This window comes from Bradyrhizobium sp. 179 (genome assembly GCF_023073535.1).
In the GTDB taxonomy this organism is placed as follows: domain Bacteria; phylum Pseudomonadota; class Alphaproteobacteria; order Rhizobiales; family Xanthobacteraceae; genus Bradyrhizobium.
This window is the reverse complement of sequence record NZ_JADPJR010000138.1, coordinates 14,481-38,881: the sequence shown is the minus strand read 5'-3', so window position 1 is coordinate 38,881 and position 24,401 is coordinate 14,481. Positions and strand designations below refer to the sequence as shown.

Genomic DNA, 24,401 nt, shown 5'->3' with positions numbered 1-24,401 from the left:
ACCTTGGTGCACCGCCGGACTTTATTCCACCACCACCGGATTTGCTCCATTTGCCGCCGGATTTACTCAAAATTCTAGTTGAGCAGCTGAGGCTAACCGATCTGGTGAGTCTGTCGCAAACGAGTCGCGATCTGCGAACTGATGTCCCCAGGCTCTACGATTCTGATCGTCACAAGATGACCCGGATAGCTATTCGGGTTCAGGCTGTCTGGGACAGATTAGTGACTCCCGCCCCGGGCATCGCGGGCCGGTTTGCCGAGCTATTGATACATGGTGTAGTCCAATCACTCGCGATCAACATCAATTTTCTGACATTGACGCAGCAGGAGCACCTCGTGGCGCTCGCCGAAGGGCTAAACGCCCCCGAGCATCGCGGGTTGGCGGTGAGAACCCTCGGAAGGTGCCTCAAGGAGCTTGCGCCAGCACTCCAAGAACGTCTTGTCGCCCTGGCCGAGGGGATTGTCCACCCAGCGCATCGTGCCTGTCTCCTCCACGCCCTAGGTGCGTACATAGGAGAGCTTGCACCCGCGCTGCAGGAGCGCCTCGTTGTGCTCGCAAAGGACCTTGGTGATAGGAGGCGGCTACAGGTTATGGAGGGCCTGGTAGAACATGCGGAACGACTTACGCCCGCGCTTCAGGAGCTTCTGGTTGTGTTCGCAGATGAGTGCGTCCTGCCAGAGGACCTCGGCAAGGCTTTGGAGATCCTAGGGCCAGGCGCGGGACAGCTTGCCCCCGCGCTCCAGGAGCGTCTGGTCGACCTCGTGGAAGAATTAGACACGTCCGATCGTGTTAAGGCGCTGTGCGGCTTCGGGCGGCGCATTGATAAGCTCGCGCCCGCACTCCAGGAGCGTCTAGTCGACCTCGTGGGGGCGTTAGACACATCCGATCGTGCTGAGGCGCTGTGCGGCTTCGGGCCGCCCATGGATAAGCTCGCGCCTGCACTTCAGGCGCGCCTAATCATGCTCGTCGTGGGACTAAGCGGTTCATCGGAGCGCGCTAAGGCCTTGATGGCCCTTGCAGAGTGTATAGACCGGCTAGCGCCTCAGCTGCAGGAGCGCCTTGTCGCCATGGTGGACGGCTTCGAGCCCATCGACGTGGCTTGGGCCATCCGAATTCTGGGAAGCGCCCTAGCACGGCTTGCACCGGCGCTCCAGCAGCGGCACGTGGAGCTCACCGAGCAGTTGATCGAGCCAAGGCACCGCATCCTAGCTCTGGCCGGCTTTGGACACGGCATGGCAGGGTTGGCGACCGCGCTGCAACAGCGGCTCGTTGTCATCGCCGAAACATTCAATCATCCAATAAATCGCACCCGGGCCTTGAGCAGCCTAGGAATAGGCCTGGCGGCTCTGACGCCCCTACTCCAGGAGCGGCTCATTAAGCTATGCGAAAGAATTGACGACCCACATTATCGTGCTGAAGCCTTGGCGAGTCTCGGAGCACACCAAGAAACTCTTGCGCTCCCGCTGCAGGAGCGTCTCGTCCTCCTTGCGGAGCGGCTTGGCCCGTCTGAAGCTGGCCTTGCGGCTCTTCAGGGGTTTGGAGAGAGCATTCAGTGCCTTGCCGGGCCCCTTCAGCGACGCCTCGTCGTCCTTGCCGAGCGGCTTGACTCACCTCAAGATCGCATCTTGGTTCTTTACGCGTGGAGAGCGAACATTCAGGGGCTTCCGGCACCCCTTCAGGAGCGCCTCGGCATTCTGGTCGAAGGACTGAACGGCCGCGGCTGGAAGCGCGCCGCGGTATTGGCGCTGGGAGCTCGCGTCGCAGGGTTAGCGCCCGGATTCCAAGGCCGCCTGATCACACTTGCCGAGAGGCTTGACGCCAAAGATCGTATCGTCGCCCTAGAATGCCTTGGACCAGGGATTGGAGAGCTTTCGCCCGAGCTTGAGGCGCGCCTAGCTGCTCTGGCCGACGGGTTCGAGCAGCCCGTGCATCGGGCTCGGGCATTGGCGGCACTGTTGCCGATGGAGCCCGGAGCCATAGCGGATTATCCTCCGGTCCGCCCCCACAATCGAGCTGGCTCGCGGATCGGGGGGGCTTATGACGGCCTGCAGATACGACCACAGCGCGCTTGGCGGCGGGCCCTACCATTTTTTTGAAAGGAGCTCGCAAAGCGCGGCCGCATCGAGCATCTGCTCGGCCAGAAGCCTCTTCAGCTTCGTGTTCTCCTCTTCCAAGGCCTCAGCCGCTTCGCTTCGGAAGCGTCCACGCCACCGAATTTGGCGTTCCAATGTAGATGGTCGCGTCGGAAACACCCTGCTTGCAAGAGGTCGGCTGTCTTCGTCCCAGCCTCATGCCCCTTCAATACCGTGATAATCTGCTCTCCCGTGAACCTTGCTCGCTTCATCTGTCCGTCCATCTTTTGATCGGAGGCGGGCAAACTGGACCATTTTGGCTAGAGTTTTCGTATCGATTCCCCGGTTGGGAGGAGCGAAGGACGACGAAGGCCTCGAGTTTTTCGGACGCCCAGAAGGCGTTCATCCTGGAGCAGGGCTGTGACGGGATTGCGGTGGCGGAGATCTGCCGCAAGTCCGGGATCAGCCAATCGACCTACTTCAACTGGAAGAAGAAGTATGACGGACTGCTGACGACCGAGATACGACTATAACCGCCAATCCCCACAAGGTTGAGGTGTGCACAGGGCGGAATGAGGTGGCGTGAAGGATCGACTGAATGAGGTTCTTCAAGCGTACTATTACGTACCCGCACCGACCCGGCAAGGCTGCGAGCAGTATTACCTGAGCCGCTGGAATTCGATGAGCGCCAAGCGCTTGTGAATGCGGATTCCGATCGATGTCGTCCAGGATTGAACGAACCCGCTACGCGGGAGTGGGAGCAAGCCTGGTGAACTGAGGTGTCCTGTCTGAGAGGATGTTGGTCTTCGCACCCCTCTCAAGACAGGAGACCCAGATGGCTACGATGAGCCCTCTTCGGCAGCGCATGATCGAGGATATGACGGTCCGCAATCTGTCGCCGTCGACTCAGCAATCCTATATCTATGCGATCGCAAAGTTTAGCGCCATTTCGGCGACGCCCCGGACCGGTTGAGTTTCGAGCAGGTCCGTGCCTACCAACTGCACCTCATCGGCCAAAAGCGTTCGTGGTCCCACATCAATCAGGTGGCCTGCGCGCTGCGCTTCTTCTACGGCGTCACACTCGGGCAGACGGAGGCATTCGAGCGGATCATCGGTGGCCAGAAGCCCGACAAGCTTCCGCTCGTGCTTAGTGCCGAAGAGATCAAGCGTTTTCTGGACGCGGCTACAGGGGTGCGCAACCGCGTCGTGCTGGCGACGGCTTATGCGGCTGACCGCCACGAACATGTCTTCGCGTTGACTCAATCACTGGAACTCTACGACGTTTACCAGGCAAAGATGCTCGACTGTGATCGCAAGCTCGAAGTCCTGATCAGTGCATTGAACACCAAAGGAGCAAGACCGGTCAGAAAGCTAGCCAAGCCACGCGTAAAGACCAAACAGGTCAACACCCCCACCTTCGATGTCAGGACTGCACTGTACGGCGTGCTCGGCGTCGATTTGACTGAGATCCATGGGTTGGGTCCGTCGCTCGCATTGAAGCTAATCGGCGAGTGCGGCACGGATTTAAGCGCATGGCCGAGCGCCAAACACTTCACTTCCTGGCTCTGCCTCGCACCCGGCAACAAGATCTCCGGTGGCAAGGTGCTGTCCGCGCGCACACGGAGATCCTCAAGTCGCGCAGCTGCGCTGTTGCGGTTGGCAGCCACAACCGTGTGGCGGAGCGAGACAGCGCTGGGAGCATTCTATCGTCGGCTGTCCTCACGTGCGGGTAAATCGAAGGCCGTGACGGCGACCGCTCGCAAGATTGCGGTTTTATTCTACAACACACTCCGGCACGGCATGAGCTACAGGGATCCTGGTGCCGACCAATATGAGCAGCAATATCGTAGCCGCGTCCTCGCCAACCTACAGCGCCGGGCGAAATCGGTAGGCTTCGTGTTGCAGGCCATTCCGGGCGACGCCAATCCGGCTGTTTCTTAGGAAGTCGATCGCAATCTTTGCCGGACCCCGGACATGAGCTTCCGTTTCATCGAGGACCATCGCGACGCCTATCCGGTGCGGCTGATGTGTGCCGTGCTCGAGGTCTCGCCGGCGGGCTACTACGCTTGGCGAGAGCGCCCGGTGAGCGAGCGCGCGACCGCCAATGCCGCTCTCCTGACGCGATCAGGCAGGTTCATCAGGACAGCGGGTAGCGTTACGGCAGCCCGCGGGTCCATGCCGTGCTGCGAACCCAAGCCGCGGCGCCAGCCGTGGGCGGATCGAACGCTTGATGCACCGGCATGGCATCCGCGCCATCATGGCGCCGCCGCGCCGGGTTCGCACGACCGACAGCCGCCATGGCCTGCAACTTCACCGCTGCCGCGCCGGCTCGGGTCTGGCTCGCCGACATTACCTACATTCCGACCGCTGAGGGCTGGATCTATCTTGCCGCCATCATCCTGGATGCGAGCGCCGATGCGGCTATTTGGCTCGACACGTGGTCAGCTTCCCGAGAACTAAACCTGCTAGTCCTAAGAGGTAGAAATAAGTGGGGCTGAGAAATAACTGGAGGCAGATCCGCGAACCGCATCAAAACTGAAACATCATCAACGGAGTTACGAAATGGATCGAGTCCATGGTGCGCTCAAAGCGGCGACATTGAGCCCCGATGCTACATTACACGCCGCTCAGCAACCTGAAGCGATAGGCCAGGGGGCGTGTGATCAACGCCTGAGCGAAATCCCACTGCAGCTAGAGCAACAAGCCAGCGGAGGTCCTTCCCAACCTGTTATCTCGAACGACCTTAACGATCGTCTCGATTTGGTCGGCCGGCCACCAATAATGAAGCTGGTCGTCATTTCGAACCGCGGCGCTCGCTTCGATCCCAATATACCCCAGACCGGCGGACTTGCAGCCGGCCTCGAGCCAGTCTTGGAATGTTCCGGGGCCATCTGGATGTTCTCCTCGGATATCCGCGGCGAGGGGACTGAGAAGCCCCTGCCGCTCGAGAAGGTTGGCAAAGGTCATGTGGCCAAGCTCGATCTTCCGGTTGAGCACTATCCCGGCTACTATCGAGATTATTCGAACTCGACGTTGTGGCCGGCATTGCACTCCCTGTCCGACCGGATGTCGAGCACGCAAGAGGGGTACCGCAGCTATCGAGAGATGAACGACTTTATCGCGCGCGCGGCGTTTGGCTTGCAGGATAGGGACGCATTCTGGGTGCACGACTATCATTTATTTCCTCTCGCGGCCGATCTGCGTAAGCTCGGCATCGAAGGGCCGACCGGCTTTTTCCTGCATACGCCATGGCCCGCCCCTGACATGATCAAGCTCGTGTCCAATCATCGCGAACTGATGAAGTCGATGTTGGAGTACGATCTGTTGGGTTTTCAGACGAACCGAGACGTGAATAACTTCCTCGCTTGTCTGCGTTCCCATCTCGCGCTGGAGAGCAAGGATGGCGTTGTGATCTCGGAGCGGGGCCAGACGCGATGTCAAAAGTTCCCAATCGGTATCGATCCGAAGCGGTTCGCAGAATACCTGGCTGCAGACTTGTCTCCCGCAGAGCAGGAGAAAGTTTCGTCCCTTCTGAAAAGCGTCGAGGGCACCACGTTTGCGATCGGCGTCGATCGGCTCGACTACACGAAGGGCATCGACCAAAAGGTCGAAGGGTTCAATCAGCTTTTGGTGAAGGCCGAGCCGCGCAGCATCTCGCTGTTGCAGATCGCGCCTCCATCGCGTGCCGACGCTGAAGAGTATCAGAGGTATAGAAACGAGGTAGAGAGCCGGATCAACCAAGTCAATGCCGAGCACGGCACGGACGAGTGGAGCCCGATCCACTACATTAACGAATCGTTCAGCCAGTCGGCACTTGCGCGTCTTTACCGCGCTGCGCGTGTTGGCGTCGTGACGCCGTTGCGGGACGGCATGAATCTCGTCGCGAAAGAATATGTTGCTGTGCAAAATCCAAAGGACCCCGGCGTTCTGGTGCTCTCGAAGTTCGCGGGTGCGGCTGAAGACTTCAACGACAAGGAGGCGCTGCTGGTGGATCCGAACCGTCCTGAAGAAATCAGGGAGGCAATTTGGCAGGCGGTCAACATGCCGCGAGAGGAGCGTATCAGGCGCTGGCGGTCGATGATGGACAAACTTGAAGCGTATACGATCCACCACTGGTCGGCGGACTACCTTCGAGAGTTGGACAAAAGCCCACTTCGCGCCGCTGCAGTGATCGCCTACGACAAGGTCAATACCGCCCGCACGGAGCTGAGGGGGCGCCTATGCGAGGGGAGTCTTTGAGGCTTTACCGGACCCGGTGAAACACACACAGGATAGCCTTTGGGCGCCGCCGCCGACGACGGCTCCGACCATCGGCCCCAACGGGCAAGAGCCGGCCGCCAGCGACCGATTGGACGAAAAGTAGTGCAAGGGCGAGATTCCCGATATTGCCGGTCACGAAGATCTGAGGCTGCTCGTGATAGATCCACCGGTCCATATGACAGCGTCCTCATCTCCTCTGGCCACCTCGCCTCGGCCGCCGAAGCCGTGAGTGCCCTGCTGATTGCGCAGGTGGGGAAAGTGCTTGAAGTAAGACCTCATGTCGGATGCAAACTGATCGCGGTATCTGATCTCTCTTCAAGACCCGAGGTCTAATACTGCCAAGTGACAATTCAGTGCGAGCGGGTTCACCTACTGGAGGCGATAGGAAGTGCGTATCACAAATAGTCAATTCGGAACGGTGTTTCGGGCGGCGCCACGCACCGAGATCGCACGACAGGGCTTGATGGTTCGGCCGCGCACGACCAAGTCGAATACGACTCCACCGACCAAGTGCCTTGCCACTCGACAGATCCCTCCTGGTCTTCGTGGGTCCAATCAACGCTCGAAATCCAGTGGCGGAGAGGAAGCACGCGGAAACTGCAACTTGCCGGGCTTGGCCTCTCGCGTGATGAAGTATGCTTTTGGCGCGCTCGGAGCGGTCTTTTTTTATGACAAGATGGCCAACGACTTTTTCCTCTCCACTACGTCTTTGCACGACGGAAAAGGGGGCTTCAGCAGCGACACCAGACTTACCAAGGCCGAAAAACAAGCGGAAGAATACTTTCAAAGTTATTGCAGCCTTTCCGATGAAGAGAAGAATCGCATTGCCAGCCAGGTCAAAGCCCCTAGACTCATTGGCGCTAACAGGTTTGCATCCATGATAGACTACCGTGCTGCCACCAAGGTTCACATCAAGAACCTGGTAAATACGGAGCAAGCACACATCTCCATCATGAAAAATATCAAATGCCTCAAAGGGGGTCGGATGACAATTGAGGGTATCTCGAAACATGCTCCAACGATCGTGCCGGACAGCGTGGATTTGACGAGTTCACCAGAATACCTGAGGAAGAACAAGTACTCCCTGTCAGGTGTTAGAAATGAACAAACCGGCTCGACCGGTTATGCATCGAGGACGATAACGAAGCCGTTTATTGAGAGAGGGCTGGATCATTTCATTGCAGAAGTTGAAAGCGACAGATCTCTTTCACCCAAGCAAGCCGTCGAGGCACTGGAAGCCCACCTCAATAGCGACAGACGCCTTGGTGAAAACGCTCAGCTGATCGCGGGCCAAGCGTTTTTGATTGTTAGCCGGGCCTATGAGAGCAAGTGGGGAACCGCACACAAGGTTTTGATGCCTTATCTTCATGAAAAGGGATGGCTGTCTCTGGCGGAAAATGAGAAATTAGGCAAGACGAGGCCATTTGCTCGGGAAGATATGGAAAAGGGCTTGCTCAGGAGAAACACCAGCGTGATCGGCCCGTTTTTTCATGATGCGTACGTCCGTGTGCATAGCGCACTTTCTGAAATGGAGCTGGTATCATCAAAAGACTTTTCGCATAGGGAAGTCAGAGAAATGAGATACCTTCCGATTGCTCATTTTAGGCTGAATGATAGCGAAGATGGATTTGAAGACTGCTCGGGTCTAAGCGACTCGTTCACATCGTTCAACATTGCAGTTTGCATCAATCACGCGAGAATGATGAATGGCGACGAGCGTTTGTCAAAGGATGACGTGGTGGCACTTGTTGGATGTCTGAATGCGGTTTTTGATAGTGCGAGCGGAGTGAGGCATACTCTACAGGAAAACGCGAGAGGATGCTTTGCCGGGGCTGGATACGCGACGGAAGACGCAGACGACTTCTACAGAACTGTATGCAAGAATGCGTCTGATGAGTTTTATGGTGGCAAAGCCAGATACGCTAACCGGAGATTTCTTGGGTTCTGAGGTTGTGAAGATCGAATCCAGCAAAGAGTTCAATTGAGTGTCGGCTTCGCCTCTGCTTGCGCAGTCAGCGCTCTTGATCCTCGCAGAGGACGCTTCAACTATTTGCGGATCTTCATAGTAGCGAATCCACCTTGGGCTGCTCGCGGAGTGGATCCTGAAATCCAAGTTGGCCTTTGTTACTCCATGGGGACGCGAAGTTTCCGGCGCGTGCCACTGGTCGACCGGGAGTTGGCTGGTGACGAGGGTGGAGCGGCGGCCGTAGCGATCCTCCAGGATCTCCAAGAGGTCGTGGCGGGCGCCGGCATCGAGCGGCTCGAGCCCCCAATCATCGAGGATCAGCAGATCGACACGGTCGAGGCCGCGCAATAGGCGTGGATGGCGGCCGTCGCCGCGCCGCGAGAGCGAGGTCATCGAACAGCCGCGGAACACGTTGATAGAGCACGGAGCGATTGTCCCGGCAGGCCTTGTGGCCGAGCGCCGAGGCGAGCCAGCTCTTGCCGACGCCGGCCGGGCCGCAGATCAGCAGGTTAGCATGGTCGTCGATCCAGCGTCCCTCGACAAGCTTGGCAAACAGTGGGCGGTCGAGGCCGCGCGGGTGCGGTAGTCAATGTCCTCGACGCACGCCTGCTGGCGCAGCTTGGCGTAGCGCAGGCGAGTGGCGAGCCGTTTGTCGTGCCGCAGCGAGGCTTCACGCTCGAGCAGCAGAGCAAGCCATTCGGCGTGACCGAGGCTGCCAGCCTCACCGGCAGCCTCGATGGTGACGAAGGCCTTGGCCATGCCGTGGAGGCCGAGGGCGTTGAGGCGGTCGAGGGTCGAATGGGTGAGCAAGGGATGGGAGCCGGAAGAGGCCGCGTCACCCGGGCGACATCATCCTGGAATACTGGGCGAGATCGTCTCGGAACGGGTGGGCGACTTCAAATCGGAATAGTGGGCGAGATCATCTCGGAACGATGGGCGACATCGAGCGGAATCCGCAAGCTTACGGTTCTTACCGACACCGATTGCAGTGTCATGCGTGAATCATTTGGGCGCTGTTCGGCTCTGCTCCATAGTCAGCCAGGAGAGATCAACCCAAGGCTGGCTGCACCTTCCGTTATCGAAGCCGAGATCGATGCGCTGGAGAAATGGATCGCCGACATCCGGGCCCGCCAAGAGAAAGCTGCTTGATCACGCTCAGAACGGGCATGTCAAAAGCGGCACCAACGGCGCCGCCGCGACCCCAGCCACTACATGAAAAGGCTGGCTGGGTTTGCAAGGCTAGGGGCATCTGGCAACCTGTGGTAGAGAGGAGCTGTCAATCCCTCTCATTTGGCAAACCTGGAAGCCCTGTGACGATGCTCGTGGGCGCCGTCGCTGACGCGCCTCGCTCAAAAGTCAACAAGAAGCGCGTACTCAACAAGTCGGGCATCAATGCCGAGATCGCCGACACGCTTGCGGACCGCAGTAGGCTCACCGAAGTAGCTTACTTTCCAGCGCGACCGACTTGCATCGATGTTACGGATCACTTCTTGGAAATATGGATAGTCGACCTCCGAGACGGAGTGCCCCATGACTAGAATTTTCTCAACCGTCGCGAGCTTGCGGAAGAACGCTTGATACCTCTGAATGATCTCCTCAGTTGGCTTGAATGTCTCTTTGAAATAGGAATCAACCAAGGCTTGGCCTTCCACGACACGTGTATCAGCATTCTCGGGGTCGGTGCTAATCCGATAGGGATCAAGATTGTCGTCGGGCTCCCAGCCGTGTCCAAGCACGAGCAGCGCCTCCGGGTCGCTCGCCGCTCCGTGGATGTGCAGGATGTTTTGATCCGGCACGTTGTAGAGGTGCTGCAGTGATCTGGTATAATTGAAGTTCAAGAAGGAGGCTGATGGATCAATCGGAAGCCGCAGGTTCTCAATTGGCGGAGCGTCTGGGATGCGCAGCTGCCGGATCCAATCTCCAAAACGCGCTCGCAATGTCTTCGAAATCCCATCGACAACTTGCTCGATCTCGTACTGGTAATCGTGGTGATAGGCGTCGCTCCATTCTTCGGCGCCATAAGGCATTAAGAAATCGGATGCGTCCTCGATCAACGTATCACTATCGAAGTGCGCGAGCCGTGCCTCGAACTCGGCCCAAAACGCCGCGTTGACGTCGAAATAGCGTTCCACGACCTGATACGTCGCGTGGTCGACCGCCTTCAGGTATTCACCGAATGCCCTGTAAGACGATTGAATTCCGTGATGCAAATCGAACCCATTGCCAATGATGTAGAGTGTGTCGCTCAAACCGTCGTCATCTTTCTCAATAGCGAGCCGTGCCTAGCAGGACTTCGATCAATTCCGCGGCTCGAGCCGAACAGAGTGGATGCGTCAACCCTCTACCCTCTTCGTTGTTCGAGCATCATTCGACTTTTCACGCAACAAGAAGGCAATACATGCTAGCGCCGAAGAGGCACTTCCACACAACCTGCGTCCGTCGGGAGTGGTTCGAAATCGTGCCGCCCGACATCCTGCCCTTTCTTGCGCGAGCCGGTCGGGGCGAGTTCGTCGCCAAGAACGCTTGATGCCTTCCAAATCGTCGGCTATGAGCGCGCCCGGTCTCGGTGTGTGGAAATGGGCTGACCTAGAGATTGATGATTGCTGTCCCTTGTGGGGATGTCTGTGCGGCATGCATTTTCAGGAAGCCTCACAGATGGGATTACAGCATGCGCTGCGACATGCTGTGCGATTTTTAGAGCTCGGGCTGCACGACGAATTTCCGTGGCGATGTCGCTCCTTCCTAGGAAGGGGGCGTGACAACGTCGCGTTTGCATCTAACAGGTGCGGAACCAGCAGTCCCGGTTTAGTCTTGCCGTAGTAGAAAACTGCCTTGTGACGGCGGTTTTACAAAAGAGAAAACTATCGGCGCTTTTTGGACGCCAATCGGTGGCTTGATCGCAAGCAGCCTTGCATCCGGGCGCGGCGAGGGAATCGGTTCGCCATAGATGCGGCGCGTCTCTTCGGTGTAGAACTCGACATAGGCGCCACCGATATCGACTTCGCCTAGCGCCTTGGAGAGCGGCTTGCCCTGCTCGGAGGTGCCGATCGCCAGATTGTTTTTACCAAAGGCGAGGTGAGCCGACTCAGGCGCGATCAATGTAGCAGCCCTCCCGCAGAAGTGACGGGTCCTTTCAGACGCTAGCGCGGGATGGACGAGCCTTGCGCGGGTTGTGCGGCGGCGGTCGGGGTCGTCGCGTTGCTCCTGGAGGTTTTCAAATCCGCGCAATCAGATCTTCGTCGAGCGTGAAAAAAGGCCGCGCGAGATACCGCGCGGCCGAGTCAGGGAGGAAACGCCCCGAAGGGCACTGAATAGGAGCTCGGCAAGTAAATGAACTCACTGGGAACTCCAATCTTGCACGAAACCTCGTCAGATCGTGCAAGCGGATATCGGATACTCATTTACCTGGGAGGATTGGAGGCGTTCGCAGCCATATCTTGCAGTTTTCGTGCGCAGATTTCGTCAAGTTCGCAGCAACTGCTATCGTGAAGCGTTTCTCGCGAGAATATTCGCTTGCGTACTGTTCATTGAGGCCTTCGAACACTCGCTCGGTGTACGCGTCCGTACCCTCGATAGCTCGATTTCAGGATCAATCTAAATTAGTCAGCGCTCGTCAACGAGCGGCAGAGAAACGTTGAGCTCGGCGATTTAGCAGGATAGCTGCGCGACAGTGCGAACCAGCATCGGGCGCGTCCGGACAAGTCATTTGAGAGGCAAAATGCACAAAGTCGCGATCAGAGATCGTTGGACATCATCACCGCGTCGCGGATTCCACGTTGGGCTACTCGAACAGCTGGCACTCCCGGGGATTTCAGGGGTCATTATCACAGGCGCAATCTGCACTGTCGCACGCTCTACGGGAGCGTGGCGCAACGTGAGTCGAATGCCAGCAACGAATTCAAAGGTCATGTCGTATCGTTGTCATAAACCTTCTTGGAATCCGGGCAAATTGCAACCGAATTCGAGGGCAAGCCCAGTGAAGAATCGATCAAGAAACATGCCGACAATCATTAGCGCCAGCTCGCAGCATGCAGTCGTATTGAGGGATTCGTGACCGATTTGCGCGACGATGACCCCATGAAGGAGGCGACCTCCCTGCGGTCTGTCATCAATCTCTATGCAACACGCTTCCAGAACGTGGTCTCGGCCCAACGAAACCTTGGCTTCAACGAGAATTAAGGAGTTCAATGCAAGTTACGAATGGCCGTGCGCGCAGTTGAGCATCGGGTGAGCGAGCTCAATTAGCCTCAGCGCGCGATATTGATGCTGAAGATGCGCCGCCACGAGAAAGAGTTCATGTAACGCGGCGAGGACAAAGCCATCGCGATGAAAAGCGTCAAAAAGAGCCTCTTCGAGGCTGGATTCCATCACGGAGGTGGTTCCTCGGCACTGACGTGGCGGAGCAGGAGCATCACAACTATGCGCCATGAGGAGGACACGGCCGCGACGTTTCAGGTAATCAACAAACAACGGCAACTGTGGTGAAGTTCATAGTCTTGGAATCAGCTAGTAGTTCATTCGAAAGTTTCAGCGTACTTCCTCGTGCTACCATTCTTTGCGCCTTGCGGAGTCGCCAAGTGTTGGACGCAACGACCACTGCGCTTTTGCGTGCTGTTCTTGAGGAGGTTTGCGAGGGTCTGCCTCGCAACGAAACCGGCACTCGGGCCCATGTCGCTTCCAAGATCTTGGACGCCGCCAACAGAGGTGAGATCACGGCGGACCGCCTTAGGCAGGTCGGCATGGAAGCTCTTCGCTCTGCGCCAACAATGTGGCGGTAGGTGCGGACAACAGTGATAGTGTTAATGTGAACTTCCAAGTCACGGTGCTGAAGATCCTTGTGAGCTACCCGGACGGGTTCGCATCGATGCCGGACCTCAAGCGAGACATGGCCATTTTGGCCACGAGCGGTCCCGATTGGGCGGCGCGCACCAAGAGAATGGGCGCCCGCGTGCCCGAGCTCGACCTTTTTTCGCAGCGACTCGTCGAGCGTGTGAATGGAGGGTGGCGCATCACGGACAAGGGACGAGCGGTGCTCGAACTGATGGAGCCGGGCCCTAGCACGCCCCAAGTCCAGGCCAGAGGACAGGAGAGCTCCTGAGCTGCCATCGCCAGTGCCGGCACGATCCCATTCTGTCGAACTACGTCGGCGCCAGCCTGAACGACTGGGGCCGCGCCGGTCCTCGAAGAGCCGAACGTGCGCACCGCATTCTTAGACCGACTATCTAGGCGATTAAGGCCGCGCCCGACGATCAGGTTGCCGAAGGAGAATTTTCGATGCCGTTGTGGAGTTCGAGCTTTTTATTTGGAGAGCTGGAACGAGAAGTGCTGATATCTCAGCACATATCAGGGAAAGGTGCTGTTGCTTCGATCAGATCCAAGATCCCGGGATGGCAGTGCGACCTCGAGTTTCGGCGCGTGAGCCGTTGGCTGGAGCCACGGCGCAGGCGCGGCCAAGTGGGACGGAGTGCCTGGGAGCCTCGCCGCCTCTCCGGCAACAGTATCGCTGATGCCGCTCGGCATAAAGCGATCGATGGCCGACACGCTTGGTTCGCATTGACTCACGTCAATTCGCTCCCGCCTCGTTCTTGAAGCATCCCTCTTAGACCGTCGTCCGTGAACAACGCCTAAGGTGCTGATCAGGAATCGGTTTTCCGGACGTTGGCGCGTTTCGGATTGCAGGCTTTGATAGGTTTGAGCATCGGAAGCCTGCAACTTGCAGTTTGAGACTCCGTCGAATCGCGAAAGCCGGATTCGATGGCCGCATCGGAGGAGCCGATGCGACCGAAGAAGCCGAAAGCGACCGAAGAAGGCGATCTATTTCGTGCCAGGCTCGACCAGATCATCAACATGAAGCACGAGCTGGTGCAGCTCGCCGGCAAGGTCGACTGGGATTGGATCGATGCGCAGATTGCACCGCTGTACAGCGACAAGGGGCCGCCCTGGGATCGAGACCCGCTTCGTGGTTGGGCTGCTGCTGCTCAAGCACATTTATGACCTCTCCGACGAAGTCGCGTGCGATCGCTGGGTCCATGATCCGTATTTCAGCACTTCACCGGCGAGGCGTTTTTCCAGCATGAGTTTCCGCATGAGCGCTCGGATCTCAGCCATTGGCGCACGCGCTTTGGTGCAAGCTCGAGCTTCTGCTGGCCGAGAGCCAGAGGGTGGCGCACTACGCCGGAGCACTGCGCAGGCGCAATCTCAAGCGGGTCACGGTGGATACCACGGTGCAGCCCAAAGCCGTCACCTTCCTGACAGACGGCAAGGTGCTGTGCGAAACAGCATCACCCAGGGTCTTGCCAGTCCGGACAGGGCTCGGCCGAGGCGCGCCGAAGCAAAAGGTCTCTCTCCGATCAGCTCCATGAGCTTGGCTTGTGCTGCGCGAGTTAAGTGCCACTGCGCCAACTCGGCACGAAAGACTGGCTGAGCTGCCTCCGCGCAAGCGCAGAGTAACTGCTGGCTAACGAGGCCGCCGCAAGACCAACCTGGACTCTCACGATCTCCGCCGGCCGATGGCCCGTCGGATCTGATTGACCAGATAAGTCCCCCAAATGATCATCATGTCGCCGACACGTTCCGCGCGCTTGCTCTCAAGGAACGTTGACCGGCGGCATGGCCGCGGTCCAGCGCAACACGAAGCGTTCTTGCTGCTGCCCGCGCGCCGCCAAGATGATTGCAAAAACCACAAGGAAAATCAGAGACCCACGCATGACCAAAAACTACCTCCGAACATGAACCCCTCACATCCGGGCCAAACGACCACGCATCGCGGGCAGGATGTCGCGCCGCTCTTCAGGTGCCGTTTGCTGAGCCGAAAGCAATAGCGATCATTCGTGCCGTAACACGGCCGAGTAGCCTTGTGCGGTGCTCAAAAAAATGCATTTTCGAGGCGCAACAGCCGGAATTATGTGCGCAATCAGGATAAGAACTGACCGCGCGGGCGCAGGAAAGGGGCCCGGTTGCAATTCAGGCCGCAACTAGGGGCGCTCATGCGCGAGCATGATTTTGTTTCCGGCCGCCTCCTGGGGGTGACCGCCGCGGGACTTATACTCCTATATTCCAGCCTATTCGCCTTCGCCTTCGTCTTCTTATAGAGCTTAAGCAATTTAAGGCCTCGTATCGCCTCTGACGCCAAAGACCATAAGTTTTTTCGACTGCCGACTTGCCACCTTGGCCAGCTTGATGTGCCTCGCGAAGAGCTCTTCTGCTTTTTTTCTGCCGGAATGACTTGAAGGCGCCGCTGAGGGGTGTGATCCTGATGCTTTTGGAACAGTGCGCAGGCCCTTGGGCTGCTCGGAGGCACAGAGCAGGGCGACGCCGCTGCCCAGGACGATGCCCTGCTCGATAGCCGCGCGGGTCGCATGCATCGCGTCATCAACCCGATCCTTGCGCTCCTTCGACTTCGGTCGCGCCGCCAACGCGGATCACCGCGACGCCGCCGAGCTTGGCGAGACGCTCCTGAAGCTTCTCAAGGTCGTAGTCCGAGGTGGTCTCCTCGATCTGAGCCTTGATCTGGGCCACGCGCGCCTCGACGTCGGCCTTCTGCCGGCGCCGTTGACGATCGTGGTGTTCTCCTATGCCATCATCAACGTCTTGGTGCGACCGAGCATGTTGAGCGTGACGTTCTCCAGCTTGACGCCGAGATCTTCCGAGATCGCCTCGCCGCCTTCGCCTGATCTGGGTGGCGGCGCAACCAAGGCGCTCGAATTGAGGGAGGATTAAGTGCTGATCTATCTCGATAACAACGCGACGACACGGACAATCCGTCCATCCTACAAGCCATGTTGCCGTTCTTCTCCGAACAGTTCGGCAATGCCTCCTCCGCCCATGCCTTTGGCCGAGAGGATGCGGAGCCGTGAAGCAGGCGCGTCGCAGCGTGCAAGGATTGTTAGGGAGCGCGCATGATCACGAAATAGTCTTCACATCCGGCGAGAGCGAGGCCAATAACACCAAATTCCTTTCTGCGCTCGCGACGCAGGAGCGCCGCGACGAAGTCGTCACCTCCGTCGAGCATTCCGCCATCCTTGCGCTGGTCGAGCAATTTGGCGATAACGACCGTTAAGACGCACGTGATCCCTCTACATTCATACGGCCGGCTCGACATCCGGGCGTTTCGATGCGCGCTCGGACCGCGTACTGCGATCGCGTCTGTTATGTAGGCCAACAACGAGACCCGGCACGATTTTTCCGGTGGAGTTTCTAGCCGGGTGACGCGAGAGGCGGGCGCGCTGTTTCATACGGATGCGGTGTAAGCCGTAGGCAGCTGCCCATCAACCTGAAGGACAGTGCCATCGACATGCTGTCGCTGTCCGGGCTCAAATTGCACGGTCCTAAGGGGATCGGCGCGCTCGATTTGCGCAAGGCACAAAAAATTCAGGCCGCTGATCTCGGGCGGCACACAGGAACGGCGGCGCCGCTGCGGAGCCGAGGATATCCCCGGCATGGTCGTCGGGTCTTGAAAAGCCGCAGAGCTTGCGGCGGCTCGGCTCGAGCCGGAGCGCTTTCGCATTGGTGCATTGCGCTACCGCCTCCAGCAGGGGATTTTAGCCACCTCCGACTGCATGGCGCTTGGCGATATCAGCAACCGGCAACCAAGTAGGACAAACATCGCTTTTGACCATATCGAAAGCGACGCAATTCTCCACCATCTCAATCGTGCGGGCATTGCCGCTTCGCTCGGATCAGCCTGCGGATCCTGCTCAATCGAGCCGTCGCATGTCCTGCACGCCATGGGCTTGCCGGAGAAGAGCCTGCACGGCGCGGTGCGCTTGCCCCTGTCGCGTGAGACAACCCTCGAAGAGGTCGACCAGGTCGTCTCCGTACTGTCAAACATTGTGGCTCAGCTGCGCGCCAACTCGCGGGAGCATGCTAATCCACGCAAGTATACATCGCGGTCCAGAAAATTGACCTCGTGAAACTCTTGAGTCGCCGCTCTCTTGATGCGGGCCGTTCGCAAGAAAGCTCTCGAAGAGCCGATCGTGGAATCCGAGTATGAAACGCTCTCGCGCGGTTGGACAGAATGGCCAATGGCTGGATGACGATCTGCCCGAGATGGCGAGCGACACGCCGCTGCCGATCACAATAAATGCCAGGACGCGGGGGAGGACGGGCGGACTGATGAAGGCGCTCCCGCGAATTGAGTTTGTCAACGCAGCCGACGCGAAGGTGATTCTTACCGATCTTGCGGTGAGGATGAGAGCCTAGCATTGTTCCGTATCTCGGACTTGGCCTCGCCGAGTTGATCGGACCACATATGCCAATGACAGGAGGCCTTCTGCCTTCTCCAGCAAAGTTGCGCTACCGCGCCAGGCCCAAGGCAATGTCTGGGCGCCGGCGCAGAATGTCGAGAGCGACATACATCGCTCCACCGTGACGGCTTTGATGGTCCAGGCGTTCGCCCGCCGGTGGAGTCGACACGACTGCATCATCATCTAGCATCCTTACTGCCGGTGATAGCCGACTCTTGGTACGACGGCCCGATGCGGACGGCACTCGGTCGACGGATGGGGTGAGGTGCAAAGTATCGCGCGCTCCGGCATCCACGTCGATTGCTGGTATCCAATTTACGATCGGCGAGCCAAAAGGTTGATCATGCCTCGGCGACCCATTGGCCTACTGTGCTGCGCAAGCCGCACGGCAGCGTGCTGCCGGTCAAGAGCTTTCTGATTACTGACGCTGATTATGTTGAGGTTCTGACTGAAATCGGCATCCAGACACCAGTTCCCAACCTCATCAAGGAAAGGCGGAACGGACGGAGCTTCCTCTTCTTCGGCTGTCTCTTCAATGATCGGCTTTTTGCTATTTATGCGCGGCAGATCACCAAACGCTCGGCTGACGTCCATTACGCATGGTCGATCCGCAAGCACTCTCGCGCAACGAACTCTACTTTCTGATCGAGCAACACCTGACACTGATCGCGATATGACTCCCGCACGCGATAGAGATGTTGAGCGCCAAGTAGCGGCGCGAAGTGGGCTGCTCGCCGCGGTCCGGCTAGTAGGAAGAGGTCGCATCGCAAACGACGGGTGCGGGTTGGGAGAATTCACGCGAGCTCAATGAGAACCCAGCGGCCATCTCCGTCACAATTGCGACGCCTGTCGCATTTGCGACGTGTAAACTGTCGCTGACGCGTGCACAACTGTGCGGATCACGTCTAGCTAACTCATTCACAGGGCGGGGAATGCCATCGCCATCCGAGATGGCACGAGAGTTGCTAACTCTCGTTCTGTGGCCGCTCAGGCTGGTCGCCAGGCGCACACTGGGTAGAGAATTGAATATGAACGCTGTTGCCGGACGCGGAAAACATGTCAAACATGCTGAGGATAGCGGCGGGATGCGGGTCATCGCCGATTATAAGGGTTCCTGGAGCTCTTCGAAGAATTTCAAACGGAGCTATGGGTCACAGGCTGCCCCAGGCGATCTGCCGTCCGAAATCTGGGACAAAGTTAGGACTCATCCCTGCTATAGCGAAGAAGCTCATCATCATTACGCTCGCATCCATGTCGCAGTAGCGCCGGCTTGCAATATTCAATGCAACTACTGCAATCGTAAGTACGATTGCGCCAATGAATCGCGTCCGGGTGTTGTTAGTGAGAAGCTCACTCCTGAGCAGGCGGCGAGAAAGCTGCTCGCGATCGCCACCAGAATTCCACAGCTGACTGTGCTCGGTATCGCCGGCCCCGGCGATGCCTTGGCCAATCCGAAAACGACTTCTCGTGCCACTGATCTCCGCGGCCGAGCACGGGATAGCATTCGGGCTCAAAGGCCAGCGAGGCCCGACAGCGCAGGAATTGGCGGCGCTGCAGGATGCTTGTGAAGGTCAGATAAAGATGCGGCATTGCCGCTAGTGCCGCGCTGACGCCGTCGGCCTGCTCGGAGATGATCGCAGCAGTGAGTTCACCATAGACAAGGTCATGGCCATGGACGTTCAATATGACCTCGAGACGCGCAAGGCTTATCAGGCCAGGATTGAGGATGAGCCTGCGGCGAGGATCACGACCAAGCGGGAAGAGTTAGCGGAACTCGCTGGCGAAAATGAGCGCGGTCAAGCTTCTGGCCGCGGTCACAACCAAAGGCTGCCTCATTAATGAGCATTTCGGGCATGCTAAGGAGTTCCAAGTATACGAACTCTCGACATCCGGCGTCAAACTCGTCGGGCACCGTCGTGTCGGCGTTTACTGCCAGGGCGGGTATGGCGAGGAGGATCGGCTTGCGGGCATCATCCGCGCCATCAACGACTGCCACGCTGTATTCGTGGCCAAGATTGGTGGCTACCCAAGAGACATTCTGATCAATGCTGGGATCGAGCCGATCGATCAATCCGAACACGATACCGTCGAGAAATCGGCGATCGGATGGTTCAGGGGCTATCTCCATAAAATCAAGAGCGGTGAGATCCGGCACGTCAAGCGCGGCGACGCCGCGATGCGGCAAGAACCGTGACCTCGGTCGCGTAAGAGGTTGTATCGATGCCATTCAAGATCATCGCCTCGCAATGTACGAGTTCCTCCGCTTGTGAACCCTTATGCCCGAATGTTGCAATGTCGGTGAAGGCTGGAAACTTCGTAATTGAACCCAAGAAGTGCACCGAATGCATCGTCTATTTTGACGAGCCGCAGTGTGTCGCTCTCTGTCGAGTTGAAAACACCAACGTCATCGACACATCAGTGCCGCGTTACCAGGCGCCTGCCTAAAGGGGTGTGCTCGTGAACTTCATGCCGAGCTCCGTCACTGCAAAGTCGCGAGTATCGCCGTGTGCATCGACGCCTCCGCAGGCGTCGACTTGCAACTTCCTGTCATGGCCATGGATTGCTCAGGATCAATCGCCAACATCGATGCGTAGGCGGCGCCGCGGGGCCCGTAAGAAAGTCATGGAGCGCAACGGTCCAAAGTTGAGCCCCGATGCCGAGCACCCACTAAGCAGCGCTGTCATCGATTTGACCCACGCCGCTGTGCTGACGGGGCTGTTCTTCGCCGAGCCAGGTGCACCGCCTGGCAACGTCGAAGGGCCACCTGTCAGAGGAGGAAAGCTGCCCATGAACATGGACCAAGTCATTCCACTATCAGGCAGCAAGGGAGCGTTGGTCGCGCACACGCGGCTCGACGAAGGTCTGCTACCCGGAGCCGAGGATCAGCAACAGCAGACCGGACTCTTCTATCATCTGGACAGAGTGGCCGAAAGCACCTGCTCGAAGCAGAGACGTTGGCTTCTGTCCCGATCGAGCTCTACCGCTCCGACTTCGACAGACTCGCTGGGCCAAGACGTCGGAGGTGGCAAAGCTCTGCATTTTATTGCGGCTGTTGGATCGGGACGCAGCGCATCGAGTCGCGCCGGCTTGGCTGGCTGATGAATGATGAGGCCATTGAGTTTCGCCGCATGGTGGCACGACGTATGCGGCTGCTTGGCATGGTGAACGACCCCGACACCTCCGTGCACCTCGAGTTCGCGCAGCGACTTTCACCTCATTCGGTAGCCGCTCTGAACCGCGAACCTGAACGGCATACCCGCTACGAAGTGGCGATTCGCCTCGCGGATGACGAGTCGGTATGTCTCATCGCAGACGAGGACAATATGCTTCAGAAGAGCACCTCTGCTCGCGTCTCCGTGCGCCCTGCAGGTTCGCGAGAGGGCGGTGCATGAACATGATCGTTCGCGACAGTGATGTGGTCCAGCTAAGCGGGCCGCCCGCGTTCAGCTTCGGCGAAAAGGTGTGGGCCAGCAGTACCATCCGCAATGACGGTACCCTTCGCGGCAAGGAGATCGGCGACATTCTGGCCAAGAAGGGCGACGTGGGTTATGTCCTTTCCATCGGCACGTTCCTGCAGAAATTCTATATCTACGGTGTCGAATTTCTTGAATGTGGCTACCGCGTCGGCATGGGGCGCAAAGAGCTCGACCCGGTCGACGAGGGCGTAGATGATCTGCCATTGCCGGAAGTGGCTGTGTCATGACAGAGCCGCGCGTTCCAAAATATCGATCGGGCCAGCGCGTGAAAACCGCTGTCAAGCTCATCAATGACGAATCAGTTGCCACCGCGCCGCCTGATGGGATCCTGGTCGGCGCCGGTGCTATCGGCGAGATCGTCCGGGTCGCGATGCATACCGAAGCCAGCGTGCCGATCTATCTTGTAGATTTTGGTGAGCGGCTGGTCGTTGGTTGTCTTGAAGAAGAGATCACAATCCTTTGAGGGGATGTTCTCGCAATGAGAGTGTCGAGAGAGGTACCGGTCGGGCTGATCCCGCATCCGAACGAGCTAGATCGCAAGCGGATCGAACGTGCTTTGATCTCGCGCAAGCATTATCGCTATGTCTTTCCGAGTGTGACGCCGGTAAAGGCTGGCTATCTCATAGAGAGTCCCTGCTGCTCGCGCAATATCGACAACGATGGCGGTCAGATCGATGTCGCGCTATTTCATTACGATGCCGTGAGCGGGATCTGGAAACTGTTCTTCAAGAATCATGCGCGAGGAAGCTGGAAATTTTACAGCATTTTCCACCGGCTTGCGTCGGCGATCGATGAATTGAACACGGATCCCGAGCGGCTCTTCTGGCAGTGATGCTCACTTGGCAGCAATCATATAGGAGCCACAATGGCGCTAGCCACAGAACAATTGATCGAAATCGAACGCCTGCTTGCGACAGCTAACACAGACACTAGCGCCGTTGCTGACCTAAGGCGCCGCTTTCCGCAGCTCACCTTGGTTCGATGTGATGCATCGGATGTGACGCAGCAGCCATTCCGGCGTCTTCCGCAGTTTGACCTGCATCTAATCGATGGATCGGACCACTGCATGCAGATTACGGCCGACCAGGCGCGAGCGACTGGGTTGGTGCTGGCTAGAAGGCATGTTGGGCGGTGATCGGCACTGGACCCGCAGAGAATCGCCTCGATGACGCGGAGGCGGTGAATGCAATTCCGCTCTCGGATCTTGATATCATTGTTGCCGACTCTCTGCCGTCGAAGCGCTATTGTGTTCGCAGCGAATTTCCAGTCGGTCGACGACTGAGACGCTCGAACGAGCTTTCGGGGTCTATGTTGGCCGCAAGTATAGCGTTGCGATTCCAAGCGCACGATTGGGCTCCTGCTTGGCCTGTAGGCCCTCGTTATCGAGCGGGAGCAAGAGGTAATCAGCCTCCTCCTATTCGTTTCTCAGACCCTCCATGCCATCAATCTCGCGGACGCGCGGGCGGAGTTTGCCGACATCGACTGTTGGTCCGAAACGTGACTGAAGGCAATGCTGAAGAACGTATGAGGCCTAACACACGGGCGATTGTCGCCGCCAAGCCGAACGGGCCACCCGGCACCAATGCAGGTGCGAAGTTCAAGTCGCGGCGCGAGGTCCACCCAAAAGGGGGCGAAACTGAACACGTCACGATCGAGTAGCCCACCGGTCTCTAAACCTGTCAAAAAAACGGGAACGATATGAACCCGCAGATCATCATTCACGTCCGCTTCGCCCCGAATGGCAGAGTGATCCAGATCAGCGAGCGCCCGGCGAGGCTCACGCCCGACCAATGGTTTGATGTTCTCAAGGCCCGAGCAGGCTCTGCCTATCGCCCACTGTCCCGTGGTTGTGGCGTTTTTCGGCTGACCCGGGCCGCAGTTGATACCTTCAAGCAAGAAGCTGTGATGCTGGCATGAGCGAAGAGATCATCGATATCGTGGCTAGCCATAAGATTGAGGTGTTCGCAGGCTGTCCAGCCGATGCGGTCGAGCGGGTGGCGCTGGGGCGTACAGTCTGTCGCAGATCGAAGACATCGGCGAGGGCCTGCCGGTTACAATTCTTGTGATCCTGACTTTCGGCAATGACACGATTAGGCCAATCGTTGCTGGCACGACGGAGTCTGGCTTAAGATCAGTTACTGCGGGTTGTTCTCCGGATCGGTCATGATTCAGATACAACGGCACGGTGCGACCTTGGAGGTCGACAGTGGGTTTTGCATCGGGGCCCCGGAATGGACACGCGCTGAGATCGGTTGCACTCCACGCTGTAGTCGACAGTTGGGTCCGAGTGTCCGGGGGTCCGTATAGTCGCGATCCGTCGGCTTTGCAAAACACCCACGTGCCGGCGGTCTCGTTCCTCCGATAACCGATCGACAGGCCTCGTCCGATTGATACCAAGACGGGCGTTTTGCGCACCGGCTTGTCCCGCCGCGCACTGCGGCTTTCGAGCGTCTTGTCCCTGATGCGCGTGACCATCGCCGATGCCTCAGCTTCATTCCGAAGTGTCCAGCCGGACTTCAGTGGACAAGAATGTATACGGGACTGATACTGGCGGGCGCCAGCGCACTCGATTCCTTGAGACGGCCGGCAAGTCGAAGATCTCTATAATGGGGCGCCGTGTCCTTCTCTCAGCTGAACAAGAACAAGCGTCGCTCAGAAGCATGCCTTCGCGGAAGGAGCCCATGGGAGGGGGACAAAAGCTCGCTAGCGTTTCTTTCCTGCGGAGCCTTTAGCGCCGTCTTCTTTTCGAAAGCTGTACAAGCGGAAGACACCGATCAGCATATGTTAGGTGAATCATCCCGTTCACGTTGCGATACGCGAGAAACCGACAGGTCTGAGTTGGCAGCTGAATTAGACGGTTGCGTCCTACAAGGGATACTTTCCCAAAATTACCCAGATGCTGAGTTCGGGCGCCGCGACCAATGCGACCTCATCTGGAATAATCACGATCGGGGCAGGGCCGCGCCTCATAAGGTCGAAGCAGGACAGTTCCAGTCATCTCCAAAATGCTGAGCGAAAAACACCGCGTATCCGCGGACGGCGCTGGGATAAAGGTCTATCGCTCCGATCTCATCGGCAAATTGCCGCAGAGCCGGAATGACCTCGTGGGATTGCTCATGCCCTGCATCGGAAGAGAAAGGTAAAGCGGGTTATGGCATGAGCTACACCAACGCAGCCTTTAGTTTCTGGTGGACCCGCTGGAACAATAACTACGAAGTCTTCGCGGCAGATGGCTGGACGCCCGATCTCTTGCAGGCGGCGAACACTGCGAGGACCATTCTCGGATCCTATTATCTGTTCGAGCCGCATTGAATGTTCTTGATGACCTGAGCGAGCCCAAAGACATCTGACCGTCAAGAAAATCCGCTTGTTGGACGCCTGC

General features: G+C 58.0%; 17 protein-coding genes and 11 pseudogenes. 22 read left to right on the top strand and 6 right to left on the bottom strand.

From position 1 onward, the window contains the following. Positions 1 to 335 precede the first annotated feature (335 nt). Positions 336 to 2,096 carry a hypothetical protein gene (locus IVB12_RS32560; protein ID WP_247305723.1) on the top strand — a complete coding sequence of 587 codons (1,761 nt, stop codon included), beginning with the start codon at positions 336 to 338 and terminating at the stop codon, positions 2,094 to 2,096. Here the strand turns inward: IVB12_RS32560 and IVB12_RS32555 are convergent. Beyond that, positions 2,088 to 2,344, bottom strand: a pseudogene (locus tag IVB12_RS32555) (transposase); the annotation flags it as partial. The gene IVB12_RS32560 and the pseudogene IVB12_RS32555 overlap by 9 nt on opposite strands. Before the next feature lie 132 nt (positions 2,345 to 2,476). Here IVB12_RS32555 and IVB12_RS32550 point away from each other — a divergent pair. The 5 genes and pseudogenes from IVB12_RS32550 to xopAG all read left to right on the top strand — a co-directional run. Beyond that, a pseudogene (locus IVB12_RS32550) lies at positions 2,477 to 2,584 on the top strand (transposase); the annotation flags it as partial. Between the two features lie 323 nt (positions 2,585 to 2,907). Continuing rightward, complete coding sequence (locus IVB12_RS32545; RefSeq protein ID WP_247305721.1) at positions 2,908 to 3,045, top strand: phage integrase N-terminal SAM-like domain-containing protein; 138 nt, start codon at positions 2,908 to 2,910, stop codon at positions 3,043 to 3,045. A gap of 257 nt (positions 3,046 to 3,302) precedes the next feature. Then, positions 3,303 to 4,013: pseudogene (locus IVB12_RS32540) on the top strand (transposase); the annotation flags it as partial. Positions 4,014 to 4,634: 621 nt separating this feature from the next. Next, positions 4,635 to 6,311 carry a trehalose-6-phosphate synthase gene (locus IVB12_RS32535; RefSeq protein ID WP_247305719.1) on the top strand — a complete coding sequence of 559 codons (1,677 nt, stop codon included), beginning with the start codon at positions 4,635 to 4,637 and terminating at the stop codon, positions 6,309 to 6,311. Positions 6,312 to 6,936: 625 nt separating this feature from the next. Then, positions 6,937 to 8,280, top strand: coding sequence for a XopAG/AvrGf1 family type III secretion system effector (xopAG, locus tag IVB12_RS32530; protein WP_247305717.1), 1,344 nt, complete (start codon positions 6,937 to 6,939; stop codon positions 8,278 to 8,280). Between the two features lie 204 nt (positions 8,281 to 8,484). Here the strand turns inward: xopAG and istB are convergent. Continuing rightward, positions 8,485 to 9,108: pseudogene (gene istB, locus IVB12_RS32525) on the bottom strand (IS21-like element helper ATPase IstB); the annotation flags it as partial. A 99-nt stretch (positions 9,109 to 9,207) separates the two neighbouring features. On the opposite strand from istB, the gene IVB12_RS32520 reads away from it, so the two are divergent. Then, on the top strand, positions 9,208 to 9,447 hold the full coding sequence (locus tag IVB12_RS32520) for a hypothetical protein (RefSeq protein WP_247305715.1): 240 nt from the start codon (positions 9,208 to 9,210) through the stop codon (positions 9,445 to 9,447). 200 nt (positions 9,448 to 9,647) lie between these two features. On the opposite strand, the gene IVB12_RS32515 is transcribed toward IVB12_RS32520, so the two are convergent. The 3 genes and pseudogenes from IVB12_RS32515 to IVB12_RS32505 form a co-directional block, all read right to left on the bottom strand. After that, entirely contained in the window at positions 9,648 to 10,547 is a 900-nt protein-coding gene (locus tag IVB12_RS32515; protein WP_247305713.1) for a bacteriophage abortive infection AbiH family protein, read from the bottom strand. A gap of 628 nt (positions 10,548 to 11,175) precedes the next feature. Next, positions 11,176 to 11,361: pseudogene (locus IVB12_RS32510) on the bottom strand (aldehyde dehydrogenase family protein); the annotation flags it as partial. 1,131 nt (positions 11,362 to 12,492) lie between these two features. Then, positions 12,493 to 12,669, bottom strand: coding sequence for a hypothetical protein (locus IVB12_RS32505; protein ID WP_247305711.1), 177 nt, complete (start codon positions 12,667 to 12,669; stop codon positions 12,493 to 12,495). A gap of 206 nt (positions 12,670 to 12,875) precedes the next feature. Here IVB12_RS32505 and IVB12_RS32500 point away from each other — a divergent pair, with 206 nt between their 5' ends. The 3 genes and pseudogenes from IVB12_RS32500 to IVB12_RS38530 all read left to right on the top strand — a co-directional run. Next, a complete protein-coding gene (locus IVB12_RS32500; RefSeq protein ID WP_247278006.1) occupies positions 12,876 to 13,076 on the top strand; it encodes a hypothetical protein in 201 nt (66 codons plus the stop codon). 26 nt (positions 13,077 to 13,102) lie between these two features. Then, positions 13,103 to 13,511: pseudogene (locus IVB12_RS32495) on the top strand (hypothetical protein). 562 nt (positions 13,512 to 14,073) lie between these two features. After that, positions 14,074 to 14,654, top strand: a pseudogene (locus IVB12_RS38530) (transposase); the annotation flags it as partial. Between the two features lie 912 nt (positions 14,655 to 15,566). Here IVB12_RS38530 and groEL read toward each other — a convergent pair. Further along, a pseudogene (gene groEL, locus IVB12_RS32485) lies at positions 15,567 to 15,962 on the bottom strand (chaperonin GroEL); the annotation flags it as partial. Positions 15,963 to 16,017: 55 nt separating this feature from the next. On the opposite strand from groEL, the pseudogene IVB12_RS32480 reads away from it, so the two are divergent. The 12 genes and pseudogenes from IVB12_RS32480 to IVB12_RS32425 all read left to right on the top strand — a co-directional run bounded on the left by IVB12_RS32480 (position 16,018) and on the right by IVB12_RS32425 (position 24,331). After that, a pseudogene (locus IVB12_RS32480) lies at positions 16,018 to 17,210 on the top strand (aminotransferase class V-fold PLP-dependent enzyme). Further along, positions 17,207 to 17,397, top strand: a pseudogene (nifT, locus tag IVB12_RS32475) (putative nitrogen fixation protein NifT); the annotation flags it as partial. The pseudogenes IVB12_RS32480 and nifT, both read left to right, overlap by 4 nt. Before the next feature lie 515 nt (positions 17,398 to 17,912). Then, complete coding sequence (locus IVB12_RS32470; protein WP_247305706.1) at positions 17,913 to 18,188, top strand: SIR2 family protein; 276 nt, start codon at positions 17,913 to 17,915, stop codon at positions 18,186 to 18,188. 383 nt (positions 18,189 to 18,571) lie between these two features. Then, a pseudogene (locus tag IVB12_RS32465) lies at positions 18,572 to 19,737 on the top strand (NifB/NifX family molybdenum-iron cluster-binding protein). Positions 19,738 to 19,763: 26 nt separating this feature from the next. Next, positions 19,764 to 19,988 carry a ferredoxin gene (locus IVB12_RS32460; RefSeq protein ID WP_247305704.1) on the top strand — a complete coding sequence of 75 codons (225 nt, stop codon included), beginning with the start codon at positions 19,764 to 19,766 and terminating at the stop codon, positions 19,986 to 19,988. Between the two features lie 653 nt (positions 19,989 to 20,641). Beyond that, on the top strand, positions 20,642 to 20,935 hold the full coding sequence (locus IVB12_RS32455) for a hypothetical protein (RefSeq protein ID WP_247305701.1): 294 nt from the start codon (positions 20,642 to 20,644) through the stop codon (positions 20,933 to 20,935). Next, positions 20,932 to 21,246, top strand: a complete 315-nt coding sequence (locus IVB12_RS32450) for a nitrogen fixation protein NifZ (RefSeq protein ID WP_247305698.1) — start codon at positions 20,932 to 20,934, stop codon at positions 21,244 to 21,246. Before IVB12_RS32455 ends, IVB12_RS32450 begins: the two co-directional genes overlap by 4 nt. After that, positions 21,243 to 21,482: a nitrogen fixation protein NifZ gene (locus IVB12_RS32445; RefSeq protein WP_247305696.1), complete on the top strand. Its 240-nt coding sequence runs from the start codon at positions 21,243 to 21,245 to the stop codon at positions 21,480 to 21,482. Before IVB12_RS32450 ends, IVB12_RS32445 begins: the two co-directional genes overlap by 4 nt. A 15-nt stretch (positions 21,483 to 21,497) precedes the next feature. Continuing rightward, entirely contained in the window at positions 21,498 to 21,851 is a 354-nt protein-coding gene (locus IVB12_RS32440) for a DUF3024 domain-containing protein (RefSeq protein ID WP_247305693.1), read from the top strand. 33 nt (positions 21,852 to 21,884) lie between these two features. Continuing rightward, positions 21,885 to 22,154, top strand: a complete 270-nt coding sequence (locus IVB12_RS32435) for a DUF6129 family protein (protein WP_247305690.1) — start codon at positions 21,885 to 21,887, stop codon at positions 22,152 to 22,154. Positions 22,155 to 22,717: 563 nt separating this feature from the next. Continuing rightward, complete coding sequence (locus IVB12_RS32430) at positions 22,718 to 22,936, top strand: hypothetical protein (protein WP_247305687.1); 219 nt, start codon at positions 22,718 to 22,720, stop codon at positions 22,934 to 22,936. 1,239 nt (positions 22,937 to 24,175) lie between these two features. After that, a complete protein-coding gene (locus tag IVB12_RS32425) occupies positions 24,176 to 24,331 on the top strand; it encodes a hypothetical protein (protein ID WP_247305684.1) in 156 nt (51 codons plus the stop codon). The last annotated feature ends 70 nt before the right edge of the window (positions 24,332 to 24,401 follow it).